Source organism: Pseudomonas sp. CIP-10, from assembly GCF_020911845.1.
Taxonomy (GTDB): domain Bacteria; phylum Pseudomonadota; class Gammaproteobacteria; order Pseudomonadales; family Pseudomonadaceae; genus Aquipseudomonas; species Aquipseudomonas alloputida.
Map to the genome: position 1 here is coordinate 3659350 of NZ_CP087160.1, position 18032 is coordinate 3677381.

Consider the following 18032-nt stretch of genomic DNA (forward strand, 5'->3'; position numbering starts at 1 on the left):
CTGTCCGGAGATGACACAGGGCAACAGGGTCCTTCCCGCGCCCAGTCAGTGTTGACGTGCGCAGAATCTGGTGGATGTACCGGGCTCAGTAGCCCAGCACTCGTGTGCTGAAACCTCTGGCCTCTTCTTGGCAAGCTGGCCCCCGTTGCAGGAGGGGCCCTGTAAACCGTGCGCAACAGGTGTAACGCGCGTGTATCGATCCCAGCTCGCACAGGGCCCGAATACTTCAGACTAAAGTCGTAGGCCAAAAGCTTGTCAATATTTCGTCAAAAAAATCTTAGCCGTTGATAATCAGATGCAACTCACTGTTTTTTCGTGACTTATAAAAAGTTCAAAGTATTTATAGAGCGAAATGATATTACTGGATGTTTCGTTGCAACCTACGCTGCTGTCTGTGGGAGCAACGCAGCGTTTGGGCAATATCGCCATCAGTGCGACCCGCCTGCGAGCCGACCAAGAAGCCACAACAGCCGTTGTACGGGGCGCCGCAAGGGCTTCCCGCTTTGTGATAAAGGGAGGCCCCCGATGCCTAAGCCACCACGCACCCGCTCCGAGCTGGCCGACGTGCTGTTTCGCTTGCGCCGCAGCTTCTACGCCCTGGCCGCCTTCAGCGGCGTGATAAACGTCATGATGTTGACGCCAGCCATTTATATGTTGCAGGTGTACGACCGCGCCCTGGTCAGCCGCAATGTCACGACCTTGGGCATGCTCACCTTGCTGGTGGTCGGGCTGTTCCTGCTGATGTCGGCCCTGGAGATGGTCCGCACCCGGGTGTTGATAAGGGTGGGCAACGGCCTGGACATGAGCCTGAACCGGCGCCTCTTCAGCGCTGCCTTCGAACGCAACCTGAGCCGTGCCGGCGGTAACCCGGCCCAGGCCCTGCAGGACTTGGCGCAGGTTCGGCAGTTTCTCACCGGCAACGGCCTGTTCGCGTTCTTCGACGCCCCCTGGACACCGATCTATCTGCTGGTTTGCTACCTGATCCACCCCTGGCTCGGGCTGGTCACCACGATTGGCTCGCTGATCCTCGTCGGGCTGGCCTACCTCACTGAAAAGGCTACGCAAAAGCCCTTGGCCGAAGCCAACCAGGCAGCCATGTCGTCTGCCAGCTACGCCAACAACAACCTGCGCAACGCCGAAGTGATCGAAGCCATGGGCATGCTGCCGTCAATCGGCAAGCGCTGGTACCAGGGCCACTTGCGCATCCTGCAGATGCAGACCCTGGCCTCCGATCGCGCGGCGCTGATCAGCAGCACCGGGCGCTTCGTGCGCATCACCCTGCAGTCGCTGATCCTCGGCACCGGCGCGCTGCTGGCGATCGAGGGCACGATCACCCCCGGCATGATGATCGCCTGCTCGATCCTGACCGGCCGAGCCTTGGGCCCGGTGGAACAGGTGATCGCCGCGTGGAAGCAACTGCTGGGCTGCCGCCTGGCCTGGGGCAGGCTCAATGACCTGCTGCAGGACTACCCGCAACGGCCACCAAGCATGTCGCTGCAGCGGCCGATGGGCATGCTGGCCGTGGAGAACGTGATCGCCGGCGCCCCTGGCAGCACCACCAGCATCGTACGCGGGGTGAGCTTCAGCCTGGCCCCGGGTGACAGCCTGGGTGTCATCGGCCCTTCGGCCTCGGGCAAGTCCACCCTCGCCCGCCTGCTGGTAGGTGTGTGGCCGGCCCAGGCCGGCAAGGTGCGCCTGGACGGCGCCGATATCTTCACCTGGAACAAGGCCGAACTGGGCCCGTGGCTGGGCTACCTGCCGCAGGACGTGGAGCTGTTCGAAGGCACCATCGCCGAAAACATCGCCCGCTTTGCCGAGGTGGACAGCGACGCGGTGATCCGTGCTGCCCGCAGCAGCGGTGTACACGACATGATCCTGCGCTTCCCGCAGGGTTACGACACCCGCCTGGCCGCCGATGGCAGCCCATTGTCTGGCGGCCAGAAGCAACGCATCGCGCTGGCCCGCGCCCTGTATGGCGAGCCCAACCTGGTGGTGCTGGACGAGCCCAACGCCAACCTCGATGACGTGGGTGAAAAAGCCCTGGTCGATGCCCTGTCCGAGCTCAAGGCACGCGGCGCCACGGTGGTGCTGATTTCCCACCGGCCCAATGTGCTGTGCGCGGTCGACCAGATACTGATGCTGCGCGACGGTGGTGTGCACATGCTTGGCAGCCGCGACGAAGTGTTCGCCGCGCTGCGCAAGGCCGCGGTGATTCCGGCAACGGCTGCGGCACCGCTGGCTTCGGTCAAAGTACGGGAGTAACCAACCATGCAGATGACTCAACATGCCGAACTGATCCCCGCCGAGACCAGCCACCTGATCGACCTGGACGCGGGCCGCCCGGTACGCTGGGGCGTATGGCTGGTCATCGCCGGCTTCGGCGGCTTCCTGCTGTGGTCCTGCCTGGCGCCACTGGACGCCGGCGTGGTCGCCACCGGTACGGTCAAGGTCACCAGCAACCGAAAGGCGGTCCAGCACCTGAGCGGGGGCACCGTTGAAGCGATCATGGTGCGCGAAGGCGACGTGGTGAAGAAAGGCCAGGAAGTGGTGCGCCTCGATGCCCTGCGTGCGGTGGCCGAACAAGGCGCACTCAGCGCCCAGTACATCGTCAGCAAGACCGTGGAAAACCGCCTGGAAGCCGAGCGCGATGGCCGCGATACCGTGACGTTCGACCCTGCCCTGCTGGAAACCTACGCCAATGACCCACGCCTCCTGGCCGCCATGGACCTGCAACAGCGCCTGCTCGATACCCGCCGCGCGGGCCTTGCCGGTGAACTGAGCATCCTTGAAGAAAACCTGACTGCCTCGGCAGTGCAACTGAAGGGCCTGCAGCAGGTGTACGGCGCCCGCGCCTCGCAGATCGGCTTCCTCAACCAGGAACTGCAAGGCACCCGGGTACTGGCCGCCGAAGGCTATGTACCCCGCAATCGCCTGCTGGAGCTGGAGCGCAGCAATGCCGACCTGTCCGCCGGCCAGGCCGAAAACCTCAATAACATTGCCCGGGCGCGCAGCCAGGCCACCGAGATCAAGCTGCGCATCCTGCAGCGCCAGCACGATTACCTGAAGGAGGTGGAGTCGCAACTGACCGATACTGCCAAGGAAAACACCACCCTGGCCGATCGCTTGCGCGCACTGGACTATGAAGTGACCCACACGGTGATCCGCTCGCCGATCGACGGCATGGTGCAGGGCCTGAGCATCGCCACGGTCGGCGGCATCATCCAGCCCGGGGCCAAGATCATGGAAGTGGTACCGCTCGACCAGCCGCTGCAGGTCGATGCGATGATCCCGGTGCAGGCGATCGACAAGATGGTCCCAGGCCTTGCCGTGGACATCGCTTTCCCGGCCTTCAACCATGCGCAGACACCGAACATTCCCGGCCGGGTAAAAACCATTTCCGCCGACCGGCTGCTCGACGAAGAAAGCAAGCAGCCGTTCTACCTGGCCCAGGTCGAAGTGACGCCGGCCGGCATGGGCTTGCTGGGCAGCAACCACATCCGCCCCGGCATGCCTGCCACCGTCACCATCAAGACCGGCGAGCGCAACCTGCTCAGCTACCTGCTCAAACCAATGCTCGAACGTGTGGACGCCGCGTTCAAGGAGCAATGACATGAAACGCCCATGCCTGATGGTGTGCCTGCTGGGAGTTGCCGTACAGGCCAGTGCCATGGACCTGAAGCAAGCCTGGGACCTGTTGCAGTACCAGGGCCCGATCTACCGCGCTGCCGTGCATGAGAAACAAGCCGGTGGCGAAAACCGCGCCATCGGCGAGGCCGGCCTGCTGCCGCAGATCAACGCCTCGGCCTACTTCAACCAGGTCAATGGCAGCCAGCGCCAGAATGGCCAGGACAATGACCTCGACTATGACTCCAAGGGCGCCAACGTGCGCCTGCGCCAGCCGCTGTTCAACAAGCAGAAGATGGCCGAGTACCGCCAGGGCCAGCAACGCGCCGACTACAGCGTGGCGGTGTTCGATGCCAAGAGCCAGGACGCAGCGGTGCGCCTGGCCGACGCTTACTTCGACGTGCTGCTGGCCAGCGAAACCATCACCCTGGCCAAGGCCAAGCTGAACGCGTTCGAGGAACAGCTGGCATCGGCGAAGCGGCGCAAGGAACTGGGCGCCGGCACCATTACCGACGTCGACGAGTCGGTGGCCCGGCGCGACCTGGCCGAGGCCGACCTGATCGACGCCCAGGACAACCTGGTCAACGCCCGGCGCAAGCTGGAGGAATACATTGGTGAAACCCCGCAGGCGTTGACCACCCTGCAGGCGGGCTTCAGCACCCCGCCGCTGATGCCGGGCAACCTGCAGGAGTGGCTGGTCAAAGCTCAGGCTGACAGCCCGCTGATTCATGCGCGCCGGCACAGCTACGCGCTGGCCGAGGAAGAAGTCAACCGCGCCCGCGCCGGACACTACCCGACCCTGGATTTCGTGGCGGGTTACACCGCGGGCAGCAGCCAGTCGATTTCCGAGCTGAACCAGCGCAACCACTACAGCTCGATCGGGCTGGAGCTGAACATCCCGCTGTACAGTGGTGGCAGCACCCGTGCCCTGGCCCGCCAGGCCAGCGCCAACAGCGCCAAGGCCCTGGATGAACTGGACGCCACTCGCCAGGAGGTGATTTCCAACACGACCCGCGAATACCGTGGCGTGCAGAGTGGCGCCCTGCGCATTCAGGCACTGGAAAAGGCCGTGACCTCCAACGAGCGTTCGCTGACCTCGACCCGCAAGGGCTTCAAGGAAGGTGGCACCAGCACCAACTCGGATGTGCTCAATGCCGAGGAGCTGCTGTATGACGCCCGCCATGACCTGTTCGAGGCCAAGCTCAACTACCTGATGTCGCGCCTGCGGCTGGCCTCGTCGGTGGGCAGCCTGGGGGATGATGATATCGAGCAGATCAATGATTACCTGGGGCCGGAGCTGATAGTCAGCAATTGATAGCGACCTCAAGCTATGCAGTGTCCCTGCACGAGCAGCCTTGTACTGCGAACAGGCCAGCAAGGCCTGACCGGTGGCAACGATCCACGAGACCCGCCCCTTTCGATGCGGTCGTTGCCAGTTTCAAGGAAGGGGCACCCGCCCTGCAGGCTGCCGTAGCTGCGACGTATTCCTTCAGGCTATGATCGGTCACCCTGCCGCGGACACCCTGAGCCATGCCCGTAGACCTGCAAGCGTTGTATCCCAGGCTGATCCACCTGATGCTGGACACGGTATTCGTGGTCGACAGGGACAACCAGATCGTGTTCGTCAGTGATGCCTGCAAGACACTGCTGGGCTACGAGGCCTGCGAACTGATCGGCGCGCCGATCACCCGCTACATGCACCCTGACGACCTCGCGGCCACGCGCGCCTCGATCATGCGGGTGATGAACGGCCAGCCGCACTACGACTTTTGCAACCGTTACCTTCGCAAGGACGGCAGCGTGGTGCACATTCTGTGGGCGGCCTGCTGGTCCGATGAGGCCCAGGCGCGTATCGGCGTGGCGCGGGACGTTACCGCCCAGCGCAAGGCCGAAGACGAACTGCGCTTCCTCGCCCATCATGACCCGCTGACCCGGCTGGCCAACCGCGCCATGTTCAATGAACGGCTGGACACTGCCCTGGCCGCGGCCCGGCGTCACAACCGCAGGCTGGCCTTGCTGTTCCTCGATATCAATGACTTCAAGCAGATCAACGACAACCACGGCCACAGCGTGGGTGACCGGGTCCTGTGCACACTGGCCCGCCGCCTGGAACGCTGCGTAGGGGCGGCTGGCACGGTAGCGCGGATGGGCGGTGACGAATTCACCGTGTTATTGCCCGATTGCCCGTCGCCGGAGGCCATTGCCACGCACGTACAGCACATTCTCGCGGTCATGGCCGAACCGCTCGACGCCGAGTTTGCTGGCATCGATGCACCGTCCTGCAGTATTGGCGTGGCCCGCTTTCCCGAAGACGGCAACGATGCCGACATGTTACTGCGCCATGCTGACGGGCACATGTACCGAATCAAGCGCCAACGCGCTGCGACTGGCTGAAAGCAAGGGCACACCGCATGGCTGAACACCTGCAAGCAACTGCCGGGCAAACACCCGCCTCTGTCGGCCTGGGCCAGGCATTGCTGTTCTGGCTGAAGCTGGGTTTCGTCAGTTTCGGCGGCCCGGCCGGGCAGATTGCGATCATGCACCAGGAGCTGGTGGAGCGGCGCCGCTGGATCAGTGAACGGCGTTTCCTGCATGCCCTCAACTACTGCATGTTGCTGCCCGGGCCCGAGGCCCAGCAACTGGCCACCTACATCGGCTGGCTGATGCACCGCACCTGGGGCGGGGTGATGGCAGGCGCTCTGTTCGTGCTCCCGTCGCTGTTCATCCTGATCGGCCTGTCGTGGGTGTACCTGACCTGGAGCGAAGTACCGGTGGTCGCCGGGATTTTCGAAGGGATCAAGCCGGCCGTGACCGCCATCGTCGTGCATGCCGCCCACCGCATTGGCACGCGGGCGCTGAGGAACGGCTGGTTATGGGCCATTGCCGCGGCCTCGTTCGTGGCCATTTTCGCGCTTGACGTCCCCTTCCCGCTGATCGTGCTGGCGGCCGCACTGCTGGGTTATGTCGGTGGCCGGCTGCTGCCGGCACAGTTCGCGCCCGGTGGTGGCCACAGCGCAGCCAGCCCCCGCCAGCGCCCGGCGTTGATCGACGACGATACCCCGATACCCGCGCACGCCCGCTTCAGCTGGGGCCGCCTGGTGACCTTGCTGCTGGCAGTTGCAGCGCTTTGGCTTCTGCCCATGGGCCTGCTGATGGCGGCCTTTGGCTGGCACGGCACACTGACGCAAATGGGCTGGTTCTTCACCAAGGCGGCGCTGCTGACTTTCGGCGGTGCCTATGCGGTGCTGCCCTATGTCTATCAAGGGGCTGTCGGCCACTATGGCTGGCTGTCGCCCACGCAGATGATCGATGGCCTGGCGCTGGGCGAGACCACGCCCGGGCCGCTGATCATGGTCGTGGCCTTTGTCGGTTTCGTCGGCGGCTACCTGCAGCCGATGTTCGGTGCCCACCAGGCGTTCCTCGCGGGCGCAGTGGCAGCGAGCCTGGTGACCTGGTTCACCTTCCTGCCCTCGTTCCTGTTCATCCTCGCCGGAGGCCCGCTGGTGGAGTCGACCCACAACGAACTGAAGTTCACCGCCCCACTGACCGGGATCACTGCGGCGGTGGTGGGGGTAATCCTCAACCTTGCGCTGTTCTTCGGCTACCACGTGCTGTGGCCGGCCGGGTTCGATGGCGCGTTCCACTGGTCCTCGGCGGTGATAGCGCTCGCGGCGGCTGTGGCGCTGTTCCGCTACAAGCGCGGGGTGATACACGTGTTGATCGGCTGCGCCGTTGCCGGGCTTGCCCTTCACCTTTTCCGCTGATGGAGCCGATCATGCGCAACCCTGAAGACGCCTTGCTCGACAGTTGGCACCATAACGCCCAAGTCTGGATCGACGCCGTACGCAGCGGCGCCATCGAAAGCCGTCGCCAGGTCACCGACCAGGCCATCCTGCTGGCCATCCTCGGCCGCCAGCCCGAACGGGTGCTCGACCTGGGCTGCGGTGAGGGCTGGCTGCTGCGCGCGCTGGCCAGCCGGGGTATCGAGGCCGTGGGCGTCGACGGCGACAGTACCCTGGTGGATGCAGCGCAGGCTGCGGGCGCGGGTGAGGTGCACCTGGCCAGCTATGCGCAGCTGGCTGAGGCGAAGGTGCATGTTGGCAAGGACTATGACGTGATCTGCGCCAACTTCGCGCTGTTGCACCAGGACATCATTGAACTGTTGTCGGCCATGCGTACTTTGCTGGTGCCAGGCGGTGCACTGGTGATCCAGACCCTGCACCCGTGGAGCGTGGCCGGCGGGGCTTATCAGGATGGCTGGCGAGAGGAGTCTTTTGCCGGGTTTGCCGGGGATTGGCAACCGATGCCTTGGTATTTCCGCACCCTGGCCAGCTGGCTGAATGCGCTGGACATGGCGGGGTTGAGACTGGTCAGTCTGCAGGAACCGCAGCACCCGCAGAGCGCGGTGCCGCAGTCGTTGTTGATGGTGGCTGAGCGTCACTGAATCGGGCCGTAACGATCCTGCGGAAGCAGGGTTCACCCCGCTCCCACAAGACAGGCCGGTGCAGGCGACTACAGCACCGGCTTGCGCGCCGCCCCGCTACGGGCCTTGGCCATGGCTGCCAGGCGCACCGCAACGTTGGCAGCGCCGTAACCGGCGTACCCCGCCTTGCGCTGGATGATCTCGAAGAAGAAACGCTCCTCGAACGGCTCGGTATAGACGTGGAACAGCTCGCCACCTTGAGCGTCACGGTCGTACAGCACGTTGTAGTACGCCAGTTCGCTGAGGAACTCGTCGTCGAAATCGAAACGCGCCGCCAGGTCGTCGTAGTAGTTCAGCGGGATTTCCAGCAGCGGTACCCCTGCCAGCTTGGCCCGCGCCACTTCGCGGAAGATGTCGTCACAATCGAAGGCGATGTGATGCACGCCCGAACCACGGTAGCTTGACAGCGCATGGGCGATGGCGGTGTTGCGGTTCTCCGAGATGTTCAGCGGCAGGCGCAAGGTGCCGCATTGGCTGCGCAGGGCGCGGCTCTTGACCAGGCCATACGGGTCGGGCAGCACCACTTCGTCGTCGGCGGCGAAGTCGAACAAACTCTTGTAGAACAGCACCCAGCTGTCCAGCGACTCGGCCGGCAGGGCCAGGGCCATGTGGTCGATGCGGCGCAGGCCGCCGGTAGCGGTTGCGTTGTTGTCCAGGCTGAAGTCGGTGTCGTACAGGGTGTGGCCGGCAGTGCCCTGCTCTACCAGGTACAGCAGGCTGCCATCGGGCGCACGCACCGCCGGCACTTCGCATTCGTTGGGGCCGACCAGGCCGCGGAACGGCTGGCCACGGAAGGCGGTGGCCCGCTTCAGGGCCGCTTGCTGGTCCTTGACCCGCAACGCAGTGGCGCACAGCGACGGGCCATGGGCCTCGAAGAAGTTGTGGCCAAAGGAATACGGTTCGGCGTTCAGCACAATGTTGATATCACCCTGGCGCAGCAGTTGCACTTCTTTGCTGCGGTGCTTGCCGGCTTCGGCAAAGCCCAGGCGCTTCAGCCAGTTGCCCAGGCGCGCGCCGACGGCTTCGTCGACCGCGAACTCCAGGAACTCCACGCCGTCATAAGCGCTGGCCGGCGGCGGGGAGAACAGCACGCCAGGTTCGATCGGCGTGTTTTCCTGCTCCAGGCGCAAGCGGGTCTGCTCTTCGAGGTACAGCAGCGAACGCAAGCCGTCGGCGGCATTCTGCCGGGTCGGTGCGGCGCGGAAGCCGTCGTTGAAGATTTCCAGCGACAGCGGGCCACGATAACCCGTGGCGAGGATCGGCGCGAGGAAACCGGCCATGTCCATTTCGCCCTGCCCCGGGAAGCAGCGAAAGTGGCGGCTCCACTCCAGCACATCCATGGCCAGGATCGGCGCATCGGCCATTTGCACGAAGAAAATCTTGTCGCCGGGGATGTCGCGGATCGCGCTGGGGTCACCTTTGAGCGACAAGGTGTGGAAGCTGTCGAGGATCACCCCGAGTGCCGGGTGGTCGGCCTGGCGCACCAGGTTCCACACTTGCTGGTAAGTGTTGACGTGGCGGCCCCAGGCCAGCGCTTCGTAACCAATGCGCAGGCCACGCTTGCCGGCATGTTCGCCCAGCAGGCGCAGGTCGTCGACCAACAGTTGCTCGTCACCCAGGGCATCGGCCTGGACGTTGCTGCACACCAGCACCAGGTCGGTACCCAGCTCCTGCATCAGGTCGAACTTGCGTTCGGCGCGGTCGAGGTTTTTCTGCAGGCGGTCACGGCGGCAGCCTTCAAAGTCGCGGAAAGGCTGGAACAAGGTGATGGCAATGCCCAGGTCGGCGCACATCTGGCGTACCTGGCGCGGGCTACCAGCGTAATAGAGCAGATCGTTCTCGAAGATCTCGACGCCGTCAAAACCGGCGGCGGCGATGGCTTCGAGCTTTTCCGGCAGAGTGCCGCTCAAGGACACGGTAGCGATCGAACGCTGCATGGCGGGAGTTCCTTGTTGTTGGAAGAATACGGTGCCATTCGGGCAAACAACCCCTGTCACAGTTTATGGCACGATCGATTATTCGCAGGTAAAGTCGTCGCTTCAATCTCTTTGTACGGAATGGTTAGTTTTGCGTTCGATTATCGCACAAAACCCGATTTAGCGAATTGCTAGACCGCGGGCCCGTGGTCAACATGGACCACAGACGCAGGCACACCGACCGTTGCCTCCTGCCTTGGCATAACCTCTGGCGGAACCTGCGCAAACAACAATAACAACGGAGACAACGATGGCTCACTCCAGCTCGCAAGCAAAGAAAGCGACCGCCAGTGGATGGATAGGCTCGGCACTCGAGTACTACGACTTCTTCATCTACGCCCAGGCCGCTGCGCTGATTTTCCCGCAGATTTTCTTCCCTAACACCGACCCGAAAATGGCCATCATTGCCTCGTTGGCCACCTATGGCGTGGGCTACCTGGCACGCCCGATCGGCGCCTTCGTACTGGGCCACTGGGGTGACACCCGCGGTCGCAAGAACGTCCTGCTGCTGTGCATGTTCCTGATGGGCCTGTCGACCATGGCTGTCGGCCTGCTACCCACCTACCACGACATCGGCTACCTCGCACCGGCCTTGCTGGTGGTGTTGCGCCTGATCCAGGGCTTTGCCGTGGCCGGGGAAATTTCCGGTGCCAGCTCGATGATCATGGAGCACGCGCCGTTTGGCCGAAGAGGCTACTACGCCAGTTTCACCCTGCAAGGTGTGCAAGCGGGCCAGGTCCTGGCGGCGGCGGTATTCCTGCCACTGGCGTACTTCATGCCCAGCGAAGCCTTTACCGAATGGGGCTGGCGCATTCCGTTCCTGATGAGCGCCATCGTGCTGATTGCCGGCTTCATCATCCGTAAGGAAGTGCACGAAACCCCAGCGTTCGTCAAAGAAGAGAAACAGGACAAGGTTGTCAAGTCGCCCATCAGCGAAGCCTTCCGCCACAGCTGGAAGCACATGGTGCTGGTAATGTTCATGGCCCTGATGAACGTGATCCCGGTCGTGGCCACCATCTTCGGCGCGGCCTACGCGGTGCAGCCGGCGTATGGCATCGGCTTCGACAAGAGCGTGTACCTGTGGATTCCGGTGGTCGGCAACATCGTTGCGGTGCTGGTGATCCCGTTCGTGGGCAACCTGTCTGACAAGATCGGCCGTCGCCCGACCATGATCGCTGGCTGCCTGGGCTCTGGCCTGCTGGCCTTCGTCTACCTGTATGCGATCAGCATCCAGAACGTGCCAATGGCGTTCGCCGCCTCGATCGTCATGTGGGGCATGGTCTACCAGGGTTACAACGCAGTGTTCCCAAGCTTCTACCCAGAGCTGTTCCACACCCGCTACCGCGTTACGGCCATGGCCATCGCGCAGAACATCGGCACCATGCTGACCGCCATGCTGCCCGCGCTGTTCGCAATGGTTGCCCCACCTGGCTCGGACAACATTCCGCTGGTAGTCGGTGGGCTGGCCTTCTTCATCACCGGCGTGTGCGCCCTGGCGGCCTACATTGCCCCGGAAACCCATCGCCTGGCGATGGACGACCTGGGCAACCCAGACGCCAAGCCGATGGAAAAGGCTGCCTATGAAGCCAGCCGTAAAGGTAGCTTTCAGGCGGTGAGCCACTGATAGATTGCAGGGGCTGCTTTGCAGCCCCTTCGCGGGCAAGCCCGCTCACACAGGTACCGTACAGGCTTCAGCCCTGATGCGATCCCTTGAGAGCGGGCTTGCCCGCGAAGGCTTCAGCCCTTGATCACGTCCTGCAGACGTGCCCACAGCCGCTGCACATCCCCCCGCTCGGTCGGCAGCGCACCAATCGAAACCCGCACCATCCACCGCCCGTCCAGTGTAGCCGGCGTCACATAAGCATCGCCGGATGCATTCAGCCGCTCGGCCCAACCCTTGGTATGCGTATCCAGCGCCTCCCCTTCAAGCCCCGCCGGTCGATGGCGAATGCACAAGGTCTGCAGCTTTACTGGCGCCAACACTTCCCACTCCGCCGCCGCCTCGACCTGCCCCGCCAGCCACTGGGCATTATCCAGGTCACGCCGCAGCCGCGCCTGCAATGCATCGACACCCTCGCTGCGCAACATGAACCACAGCTTCAACGCACGGAACCGACGGCCCAGCGGAATGCCCCAGTCGCGCAGGTTCTTCACCTCGCCATCCACCGCCGACTGCAGGTAGCTGGGATTGGTGCTCATCACGCGAATCAGGTGCTGCGGATCGCGCACGTAGTAGATCGAGCAATCGAAGGCCACACCCAGCCATTTGTGCGCGTTGACCACCACCGAATCGGCCAGCTCGATGCCGTCCCACATCCAGCGGCACTCGGGCAGGATCATCGCCGAGCCGGCCATGGCCGAATCAACGTGCAACCACAGCCCATTGGCCTGGGCGATTTCGCCCACCGCGCGCAGCGGGTCGAGGGCAGTGGTCGTCGTGGTGCCGGTGGTGGCAACCACGGCGCAGGGCTGGTTGCCGGCAGCCAGGTCCTGTTCGATCGCCGCCTGCAGTGCTTCTGGGCGAAGGGCGTAGCGGTCGTCGGTGGGGATCAGGCGGATATTGTCGCGGCCAAAACCTGCCAGCAGTGCAGCCTTGTCCACCGAGCTGTGGGCGTGGGCGCTGACATACACGATCAAAGGCTTGGGCTCGGCCTGCAGGCCACCACGTACCAAGGCGTAGTCAGTGGCGCGTTCACGGGCACTGATCAGCGCCACCAGGGTGCTGGTCGAGGCAGTGTCCTGGATCACCCCACTCCACTGGCCAGACAGGCCAAGCAACTGGCGCAGCCAGTCGAGGGTGGTTTCTTCCAGTTCGCTCAGGGCCGGGCTGGATTGCCAGGACAGGCCCAGCACGCCCAGACCGGTACTGAGGAAGTCCCCCAGCACCGAGGACAGGGTGCCATTGGAAGGGAAATAGCCATAGAAATCCGGGTGCTGCCAATGGGACAGGCCGGGCATGACCAGGTTATTGACGTCGTCGAGAATGGCCGCGAAAGGTTCGCCTTGTTGAGGGGCAGTTGCGGGCAAGGCGGCCTTGAGATAGCCAGGTTCGACCTGGGCCATGACCGGGCGTTCGCCCACGGTCTGGCGGTAGTCGGCAATCAGGTCGATCAGTTGGTGGCCGTACTGGCGGAATTGTTCGGGGGTCACGCTAGCTCTCCTGGGGTTATCCATTGCCTGTGCTGGCCCTTTCGCGGGTAAACCCGCGCCTACAGCCGCGAAGAAGCCGCACAATCAACACAATGCCCCAGTCTAGGCACCTATCCCCAGCCGAATAACCCCCGCTTCACGCATAGCTGCTATGGCAAACCCGCATGCCCACCCTGCACCCCGAACTGCGACTGACGCCACAGCTCGAACACCCGGTTGCGCAACCAGCGGTGCTCGGCCGAAGCCTGCAGGCGCTGGTGCCACACCACCCAATAGCGCTGGCTGTGGTCAATGAAGCCCAGTGGCCGCCAGGCCAGGTGATGTAAACGGCACAACTGCCGGGCAATATGCTCGGGGACCGTGGCCACTGCCTGACTGTTGGCAATCACTTGTACCGTGGCGCAGAAGAACGGCACTTCCAGGCTGACCCGCCGCTGCAGGCCCTGTGCACGCAAGTGCCGGTCGATGAAGCTGTCCTTGTCGCCACCGCCCGAAATGCGCACATGCTTGTACGCCAGGTAGTCGGCCTGGCTGAGCGCGGCCTGCGCGGCCAGCGGGTGATCCTGGCGCATCAGGCATACCGCGCGGTCCTCACCCAGCAGCCGTCCATGCAGGTTGGGCGGCGACTCGTCGAACAAGGTGGTCGCCAGGTCGATTTCTCCGCTGGCCAGCAAGGCGTACTGGCCGGCCTGCCAGGTGCGGTACTCCAGCGACACACCTGGCGCTTCGCGCTCCAGCGCCGCCACCAGCAGCGGCAGCATGTGCTCGGCCACATAGTCCGAAGCGGCCAGGCAGAACCGCCGCTCGCAACGCGCCGGGTCGAAGATGGCGGGCTGGCGCAGCGCGTGCAGTTCTTCGAGCACCTGGCGCAAAGGCTCGACCAGGGCTTCGGCGTGTTCGCTAAGCACGTAACCACGCCCTTGGCGCACCAGCAATGGATCATCGAAGGCTTCGCGCAGGTGGGCCAACTGGCGGCTCAGGGCCGATTGGCTGACACCCAGGCGCTCGGCTGCGTGGCTGAGGTTTTTAAGCTGCAACAGGTGGTCGAGGGTACGCAGGTGGGCGAGGCTGAGGGAGGCGAAGGTGGGGTTCATGCAGGCTCCCTGCGGTGGAATTCAAGGGCCCTCTCGCGGGCAAGCCCGCTCTCACAGGGTTCTCACATCGTTCAGCATCGTGAAGAACCTGCGGGAGCGGGCTTGCCCGCGAACAGGCCGCAACGCGGCCCCGACGATTACTCGGTCAGGCCAACATAGACGTTCTGCACGTCATCGTGCTCGTCGATCGCCTCGAGGAACGCTTCGACCTCGGCCAACGCTTCAGCACTCAGGCTGGCCGCGCTTACCGGGTTTTTAGGGGTGTAGCCGATTTTTGCTGCGGTCACGGTGAAACCATGCTCTGGCAGGGCCTTCTGCACCGCGTCCAGGTCGGTGGTGTCGGTGATGAACAGGGTCGAGCCCTCTTCTTCACCTTCCTCGAAGTCCTGGGCACCGGCTTCGATCGCGGCCATTTCCGGATCAGCGTCAGCGCTCGCAGGCGTGGCTTCGATCAGGCCTACATGGTTGAAGTCCCACGCTACCGAACCGCTGGCACCCAGCTGGCCCTTGCGGAACAGCACGCGGATCTGCGCGACGGTGCGGTTGATGTTGTCGGTCAGGCACTCGACGATCAGCGGTACCTGGTGCGGTGCGAAACCTTCATAGCTCACCGCATGGTATTGCACGGCATCACCGTCCAGGCCAGCGCCCTTGCGGATTGCCCGATCCAGGGTCTCGCGAGTCATCGAAGCTTTCTTGGCTTGCACGATGGCCAGGCGCAGGCGCGGGTTCATGTCGGGATCGGCACCCGACTTGGCCGCGATCTGGATTTCCTTGGACAGCTTGCCCATGATCTTGCCTTTGGCATTGGCCGCTGTTTCTCTATGTTTGGCTTTCCACTGTGCGCCCATGTCGACTCTCTTGTTTCAGCGGCCGGTTCAGGAAGCGACCGGCCAAAAGTGGGTGCATTTTATACGCCCTCGAGCATGGGATCGACAAGAAATCTCATCAGCCTTTATCGGCCTTGCCCGCCGCTGCGGCAAACCGCGCCAACCGCACGTCCAGCCTTCGCGGGCGCACACCACGATCTTCGGCCTGCTCCTTGCGGCGGATGGCATTGCGCACCATCAGCGAGCCCAGGTAGCGGATCGGCTCGGGCGGGAACAACCCCAGCGGCCCTTTGACCAGCGGCGACCGGGTCCACGGGTTGTCCAGCCCCAGCGCCAGCGACGAAAGAATCTGCCCGCCCATGTGGCACGGGCCAACACCGCTGCCGGAGTAACCAAAGCCGTAGAACACGTTGCCCTGCCCGTCCAACCGACCAAAGAACGGCAGGCCGGTTACCGAGCGATCCGACGGCCCGTTCCAACTGGCCGCCAGTGGCACCTCGGCCAAGGCCGGGAAAAAGCCGCCAAGGCTTTCGCGCAGCAACCGCCGATACGGCGACGGCTGGTCGAACACCGGCAACATGCGCCCGCCATAGGCAAACGTGTTGCCGCCCTTGCCGAGCATCAGCCGGCCATCGGAGGTGTTGTGGTAGTAGTGCACGAAAATACGCGAGTCGAGCACGCTGATGCCGCTGTCCAGGCCGATCTGGCGCAGCAGCTCGGGGCACGGTTCGGTAATGACCATGTCGCTGGAAACGATCGCCACACTGCGCTCGAACTGCGGGAAGACGCGCGCCATCCAGGCATTGAGGCCCAGCACGACACGGTCGGCGCGCAGCGAGCCGTGTGCCGTGCGTACCTGCACCGGGGCGCCGTGTTCCAGGCCGGTCATGGCGGTGCCTTCGTAGAGGCGCACGCCGCGCTGCAAGGCCACGCGGCGCAGGCCGCGCACCAGTTTGCCCGGCTGCACGGTGGCGGCGGCCGGCGAGAACCAGCCCTCCAGGTGCCGTGCCGAACCGGCCAGGCGCTGCACCTGCTCCAGCGGCAAGCGGCGGAACGAGTTGATGCCCTTGTGCTCCAACGCGGCGATCACCGCGTCGGTGGCACCGACCTGCGCTGCGTTGGTGGCCGTGTACAGCGTGCCGTCCAGGCGGTAGTCGCAGTCGATGCCATTGGCCGTGCAGAACACACCAATGTCTGCGATGCTGCGCTCCGACTCGCGCACCAGCCGCACCGCCTCCGCCGCCCCGAACAGGCGTTCGAGGGTGAAGTACTTGGCCGACCAGGACAACGCACACCCCCCATTGCGGCCGCTGGCACCGGCACCACAGATGTCGGCCTCGATCAGCACCACATCCAGGGCCGGCACCGCTTCCTTGAGCATCAGTGCCGTCCACAGGCCGGTGTAGCCGCCACCGACAATGCACACATCGCAACGGGTATCGCCTTGCAGCGGCGGGCATACCGCCTCCCGCGCCGAATCCAGGGCCTGTTGCAGCCAGAAGGGTCTCATTCGCTCGCTTTCCTTTAAGTACGCAGTGGCTTGATTGCCATGCTGGTGTTCGGTGCCACGTCGGTGCATTGCGCGCTGCTGGCCGGGCGGCTGTTCCAGTGCGGCAGCAACACCAGCGCCGAGAACAGCGCACAGCCCGCGAACACGATGAACACCGTGACGCCGTCGAAGTAACCCGGCAGCAGCCCACCCAGCACCGCGCCCACCGAGCCACAGCCGTTGACGAAACCTGCTGCGGTGGCGCCGGCCTTGGCGGTGCCGAAGTCGATGGCTGCAGCGCCGCTGATCATCGAGTCCGGCCCGTACAGGGTCAGGCCCATGACGAACAGCAGCGCCACCACCAGCAGCACGCTGCCGGTGTGCATGGCCGCCATGAACGCCGCCAGTGTCACGGTCAGCAGCACCAGGCTGATCACGCAGGCCGGCATGCGCCGGGCGCCAAACAGTTTGTCGGAGGCCAGGCCGATCATGATCGGGCCAAGCAGCCCGGCCAGTTCGAAAGCAGTCGGGATGATTGCCGCGCCCACTTTGCCCACCGAGGGCATCTGCTCGAAGACGATCACAGGGCCCCACAGCAAGATGGCGTAGCGCGCCGGCTTCAGCAGGAAATACGCCAGGCCCAGGGTCAACACCGTGCGGTTGCGCAAGATTTCCCGCAGGGGTGCCCACACGCTGCACAGGTTGTCGGCCGGGGCCATGCTTTGCGGCTCGGGCTCAACCGCCGGCAAGCCGACGTCCTCGGGTTTGTTGCGCTGCAGGAAGAAGAACAGCACTGCCACCAGCGCCACCACGACAGCGCTGGAGAAGAACGCCGCATGCCAGGTGCCCACCAGGGTGTAGGCCCACCAGCCCGCGAACGGCGAGGCCACCAGGCCGCCGAAGGCATAGCAGGAACTCCACAGGCCCAGCACCCGCCCGCGCTGCGAAGCCGGGAAGAAGCTGCCGATGTTCTTGCACAAGCCGGCCCAGCCGGTGGATTGCGCCAGGCCCTGTACCAGCATGCAGGTGGCGAAGATCGGGAAGGTTGCGTAACTGCCCATCACGACTGCTGCCGCCGCAGAAATCAGCAACCCGCCCAGCACGACCACGCGCGGGCCGAAGCGGTCGGCAAGCATGCCCCAGGTGAATTGGCCCACGGCATAGGCGGCCAGGTAGATGGCGTCCAGGTTGGCCATGGCGGCCTTGTCGAGCATGAAGCCTGGGTCTTCGGCGATGCCCAGTTTGGCCACCGAGAAGGCTTTGCGGGTGAAGTAGAAGGCGGCGTAAGCCAGCCAGGTGATGGCGAAAATCTGGATGCGCCAGCGTTTGAACGCGGCTAGGGATTGATTCATGTAAGTCTGACCTCTTGCTCAAGTGTGCCGGCAG

13 protein-coding genes are annotated in these 18032 nt (G+C 64.1%); 7 read left to right on the forward strand and 6 right to left on the reverse strand.

Annotated features, from left to right (window positions below; all coding sequences use genetic code 11):
* Window positions 1-525 precede the first annotated feature (525 nt).
* The 6 genes from LMH93_RS16510 (at window position 526) to LMH93_RS16535 (ending at window position 8068) form a co-directional block, all read left to right on the forward strand.
* Window positions 526-2262: a type I secretion system permease/ATPase gene (locus tag LMH93_RS16510; protein ID WP_102885254.1), complete on the forward strand. Its 1737-nt coding sequence runs from the start codon at window positions 526-528 to the stop codon at window positions 2260-2262.
* Between the two features lie 6 nt (window positions 2263-2268).
* Complete coding sequence (locus tag LMH93_RS16515; RefSeq protein WP_047603941.1) at window positions 2269-3609, forward strand: HlyD family type I secretion periplasmic adaptor subunit; 1341 nt, start codon at window positions 2269-2271, stop codon at window positions 3607-3609.
* 1 nt (window position 3610) lies between these two features.
* On the forward strand, window positions 3611-4939 hold the full coding sequence (locus LMH93_RS16520) for a TolC family outer membrane protein (RefSeq protein ID WP_230064384.1): 1329 nt from the start codon (window positions 3611-3613) through the stop codon (window positions 4937-4939).
* Window positions 4940-5154: 215 nt separating this feature from the next.
* The gene (locus LMH93_RS16525; RefSeq protein WP_230064385.1) at window positions 5155-6018 is read left to right on the forward strand and encodes a sensor domain-containing diguanylate cyclase; all 864 of its coding nucleotides are present in this window, start codon (window positions 5155-5157) and stop codon (window positions 6016-6018) included.
* A 17-nt stretch (window positions 6019-6035) separates the two neighbouring features.
* Complete coding sequence (chrA, locus tag LMH93_RS16530) at window positions 6036-7388, forward strand: chromate efflux transporter (protein ID WP_185280218.1); 1353 nt, start codon at window positions 6036-6038, stop codon at window positions 7386-7388.
* 11 nt (window positions 7389-7399) lie between these two features.
* Window positions 7400-8068, forward strand: a complete 669-nt coding sequence (locus tag LMH93_RS16535) for a class I SAM-dependent methyltransferase (protein WP_070095721.1) — start codon at window positions 7400-7402, stop codon at window positions 8066-8068.
* A gap of 68 nt (window positions 8069-8136) precedes the next feature.
* Here LMH93_RS16535 and quiC read toward each other — a convergent pair whose 3' ends face one another.
* Window positions 8137-10044, reverse strand: coding sequence for a 3-dehydroshikimate dehydratase QuiC (quiC, locus tag LMH93_RS16540; RefSeq protein WP_003250790.1), 1908 nt, complete (start codon window positions 10042-10044; stop codon window positions 8137-8139).
* Between the two features lie 289 nt (window positions 10045-10333).
* Here quiC and LMH93_RS16545 point away from each other — a divergent pair, with 289 nt between their 5' ends.
* Entirely contained in the window at window positions 10334-11707 is a 1374-nt protein-coding gene (locus LMH93_RS16545; RefSeq protein WP_012052833.1) for an MFS transporter, read from the forward strand.
* Window positions 11708-11820: 113 nt separating this feature from the next.
* Here LMH93_RS16545 and LMH93_RS16550 read toward each other — a convergent pair whose 3' ends face one another.
* The 5 genes from LMH93_RS16550 to LMH93_RS16570 all read right to left on the reverse strand — a co-directional run bounded on the left by LMH93_RS16550 (window position 11821) and on the right by LMH93_RS16570 (window position 17998).
* The gene (locus tag LMH93_RS16550) at window positions 11821-13233 is read right to left on the reverse strand and encodes a DOPA decarboxylase (RefSeq protein WP_230064386.1); all 1413 of its coding nucleotides are present in this window, start codon (window positions 13231-13233) and stop codon (window positions 11821-11823) included.
* Between the two features lie 149 nt (window positions 13234-13382).
* Complete coding sequence (locus LMH93_RS16555; protein ID WP_003250783.1) at window positions 13383-14327, reverse strand: LysR family transcriptional regulator; 945 nt, start codon at window positions 14325-14327, stop codon at window positions 13383-13385.
* 137 nt (window positions 14328-14464) lie between these two features.
* Window positions 14465-15178: a YebC/PmpR family DNA-binding transcriptional regulator gene (locus LMH93_RS16560; protein ID WP_004575404.1), complete on the reverse strand. Its 714-nt coding sequence runs from the start codon at window positions 15176-15178 to the stop codon at window positions 14465-14467.
* Window positions 15179-15275: 97 nt separating this feature from the next.
* Window positions 15276-16667, reverse strand: coding sequence for an FAD-dependent oxidoreductase (locus LMH93_RS16565; protein WP_230064387.1), 1392 nt, complete (start codon window positions 16665-16667; stop codon window positions 15276-15278).
* Between the two features lie 14 nt (window positions 16668-16681).
* A complete protein-coding gene (locus LMH93_RS16570; protein ID WP_003250778.1) occupies window positions 16682-17998 on the reverse strand; it encodes an MFS transporter in 1317 nt (438 codons plus the stop codon).
* Window positions 17999-18032: the final 34 nt, after the last annotated feature.

What these genes read in the sequence shown, in the direction of transcription:
- LMH93_RS16515 (WP_047603941.1), top strand. Translation starts at nt 2,269, where the DNA reads ATGCAGATGACTCAACATGCCGAACTGATCCCCGCCGAGACCAGCCAC.
- LMH93_RS16570 (WP_003250778.1), bottom strand. Translation starts at nt 17,998, where the DNA reads ATGAATCAATCCCTAGCCGCGTTCAAACGCTGGCGCATCCAGATTTTC.
- LMH93_RS16535 (WP_070095721.1), top strand. Translation starts at nt 7,400, where the DNA reads ATGCGCAACCCTGAAGACGCCTTGCTCGACAGTTGGCACCATAACGCC.
- LMH93_RS16525 (WP_230064385.1), top strand. Translation starts at nt 5,155, where the DNA reads ATGCCCGTAGACCTGCAAGCGTTGTATCCCAGGCTGATCCACCTGATG.
- LMH93_RS16520 (WP_230064384.1), top strand. Translation starts at nt 3,611, where the DNA reads ATGAAACGCCCATGCCTGATGGTGTGCCTGCTGGGAGTTGCCGTACAG.
- LMH93_RS16565 (WP_230064387.1), bottom strand. Translation starts at nt 16,667, where the DNA reads ATGAGACCCTTCTGGCTGCAACAGGCCCTGGATTCGGCGCGGGAGGCG.
- LMH93_RS16555 (WP_003250783.1), bottom strand. Translation starts at nt 14,327, where the DNA reads ATGAACCCCACCTTCGCCTCCCTCAGCCTCGCCCACCTGCGTACCCTC.
- LMH93_RS16545 (WP_012052833.1), top strand. Translation starts at nt 10,334, where the DNA reads ATGGCTCACTCCAGCTCGCAAGCAAAGAAAGCGACCGCCAGTGGATGG.
- quiC (WP_003250790.1), bottom strand. Translation starts at nt 10,044, where the DNA reads ATGCAGCGTTCGATCGCTACCGTGTCCTTGAGCGGCACTCTGCCGGAA.
- LMH93_RS16510 (WP_102885254.1), top strand. Translation starts at nt 526, where the DNA reads ATGCCTAAGCCACCACGCACCCGCTCCGAGCTGGCCGACGTGCTGTTT.
- LMH93_RS16560 (WP_004575404.1), bottom strand. Translation starts at nt 15,178, where the DNA reads ATGGGCGCACAGTGGAAAGCCAAACATAGAGAAACAGCGGCCAATGCC.
- chrA (WP_185280218.1), top strand. Translation starts at nt 6,036, where the DNA reads ATGGCTGAACACCTGCAAGCAACTGCCGGGCAAACACCCGCCTCTGTC.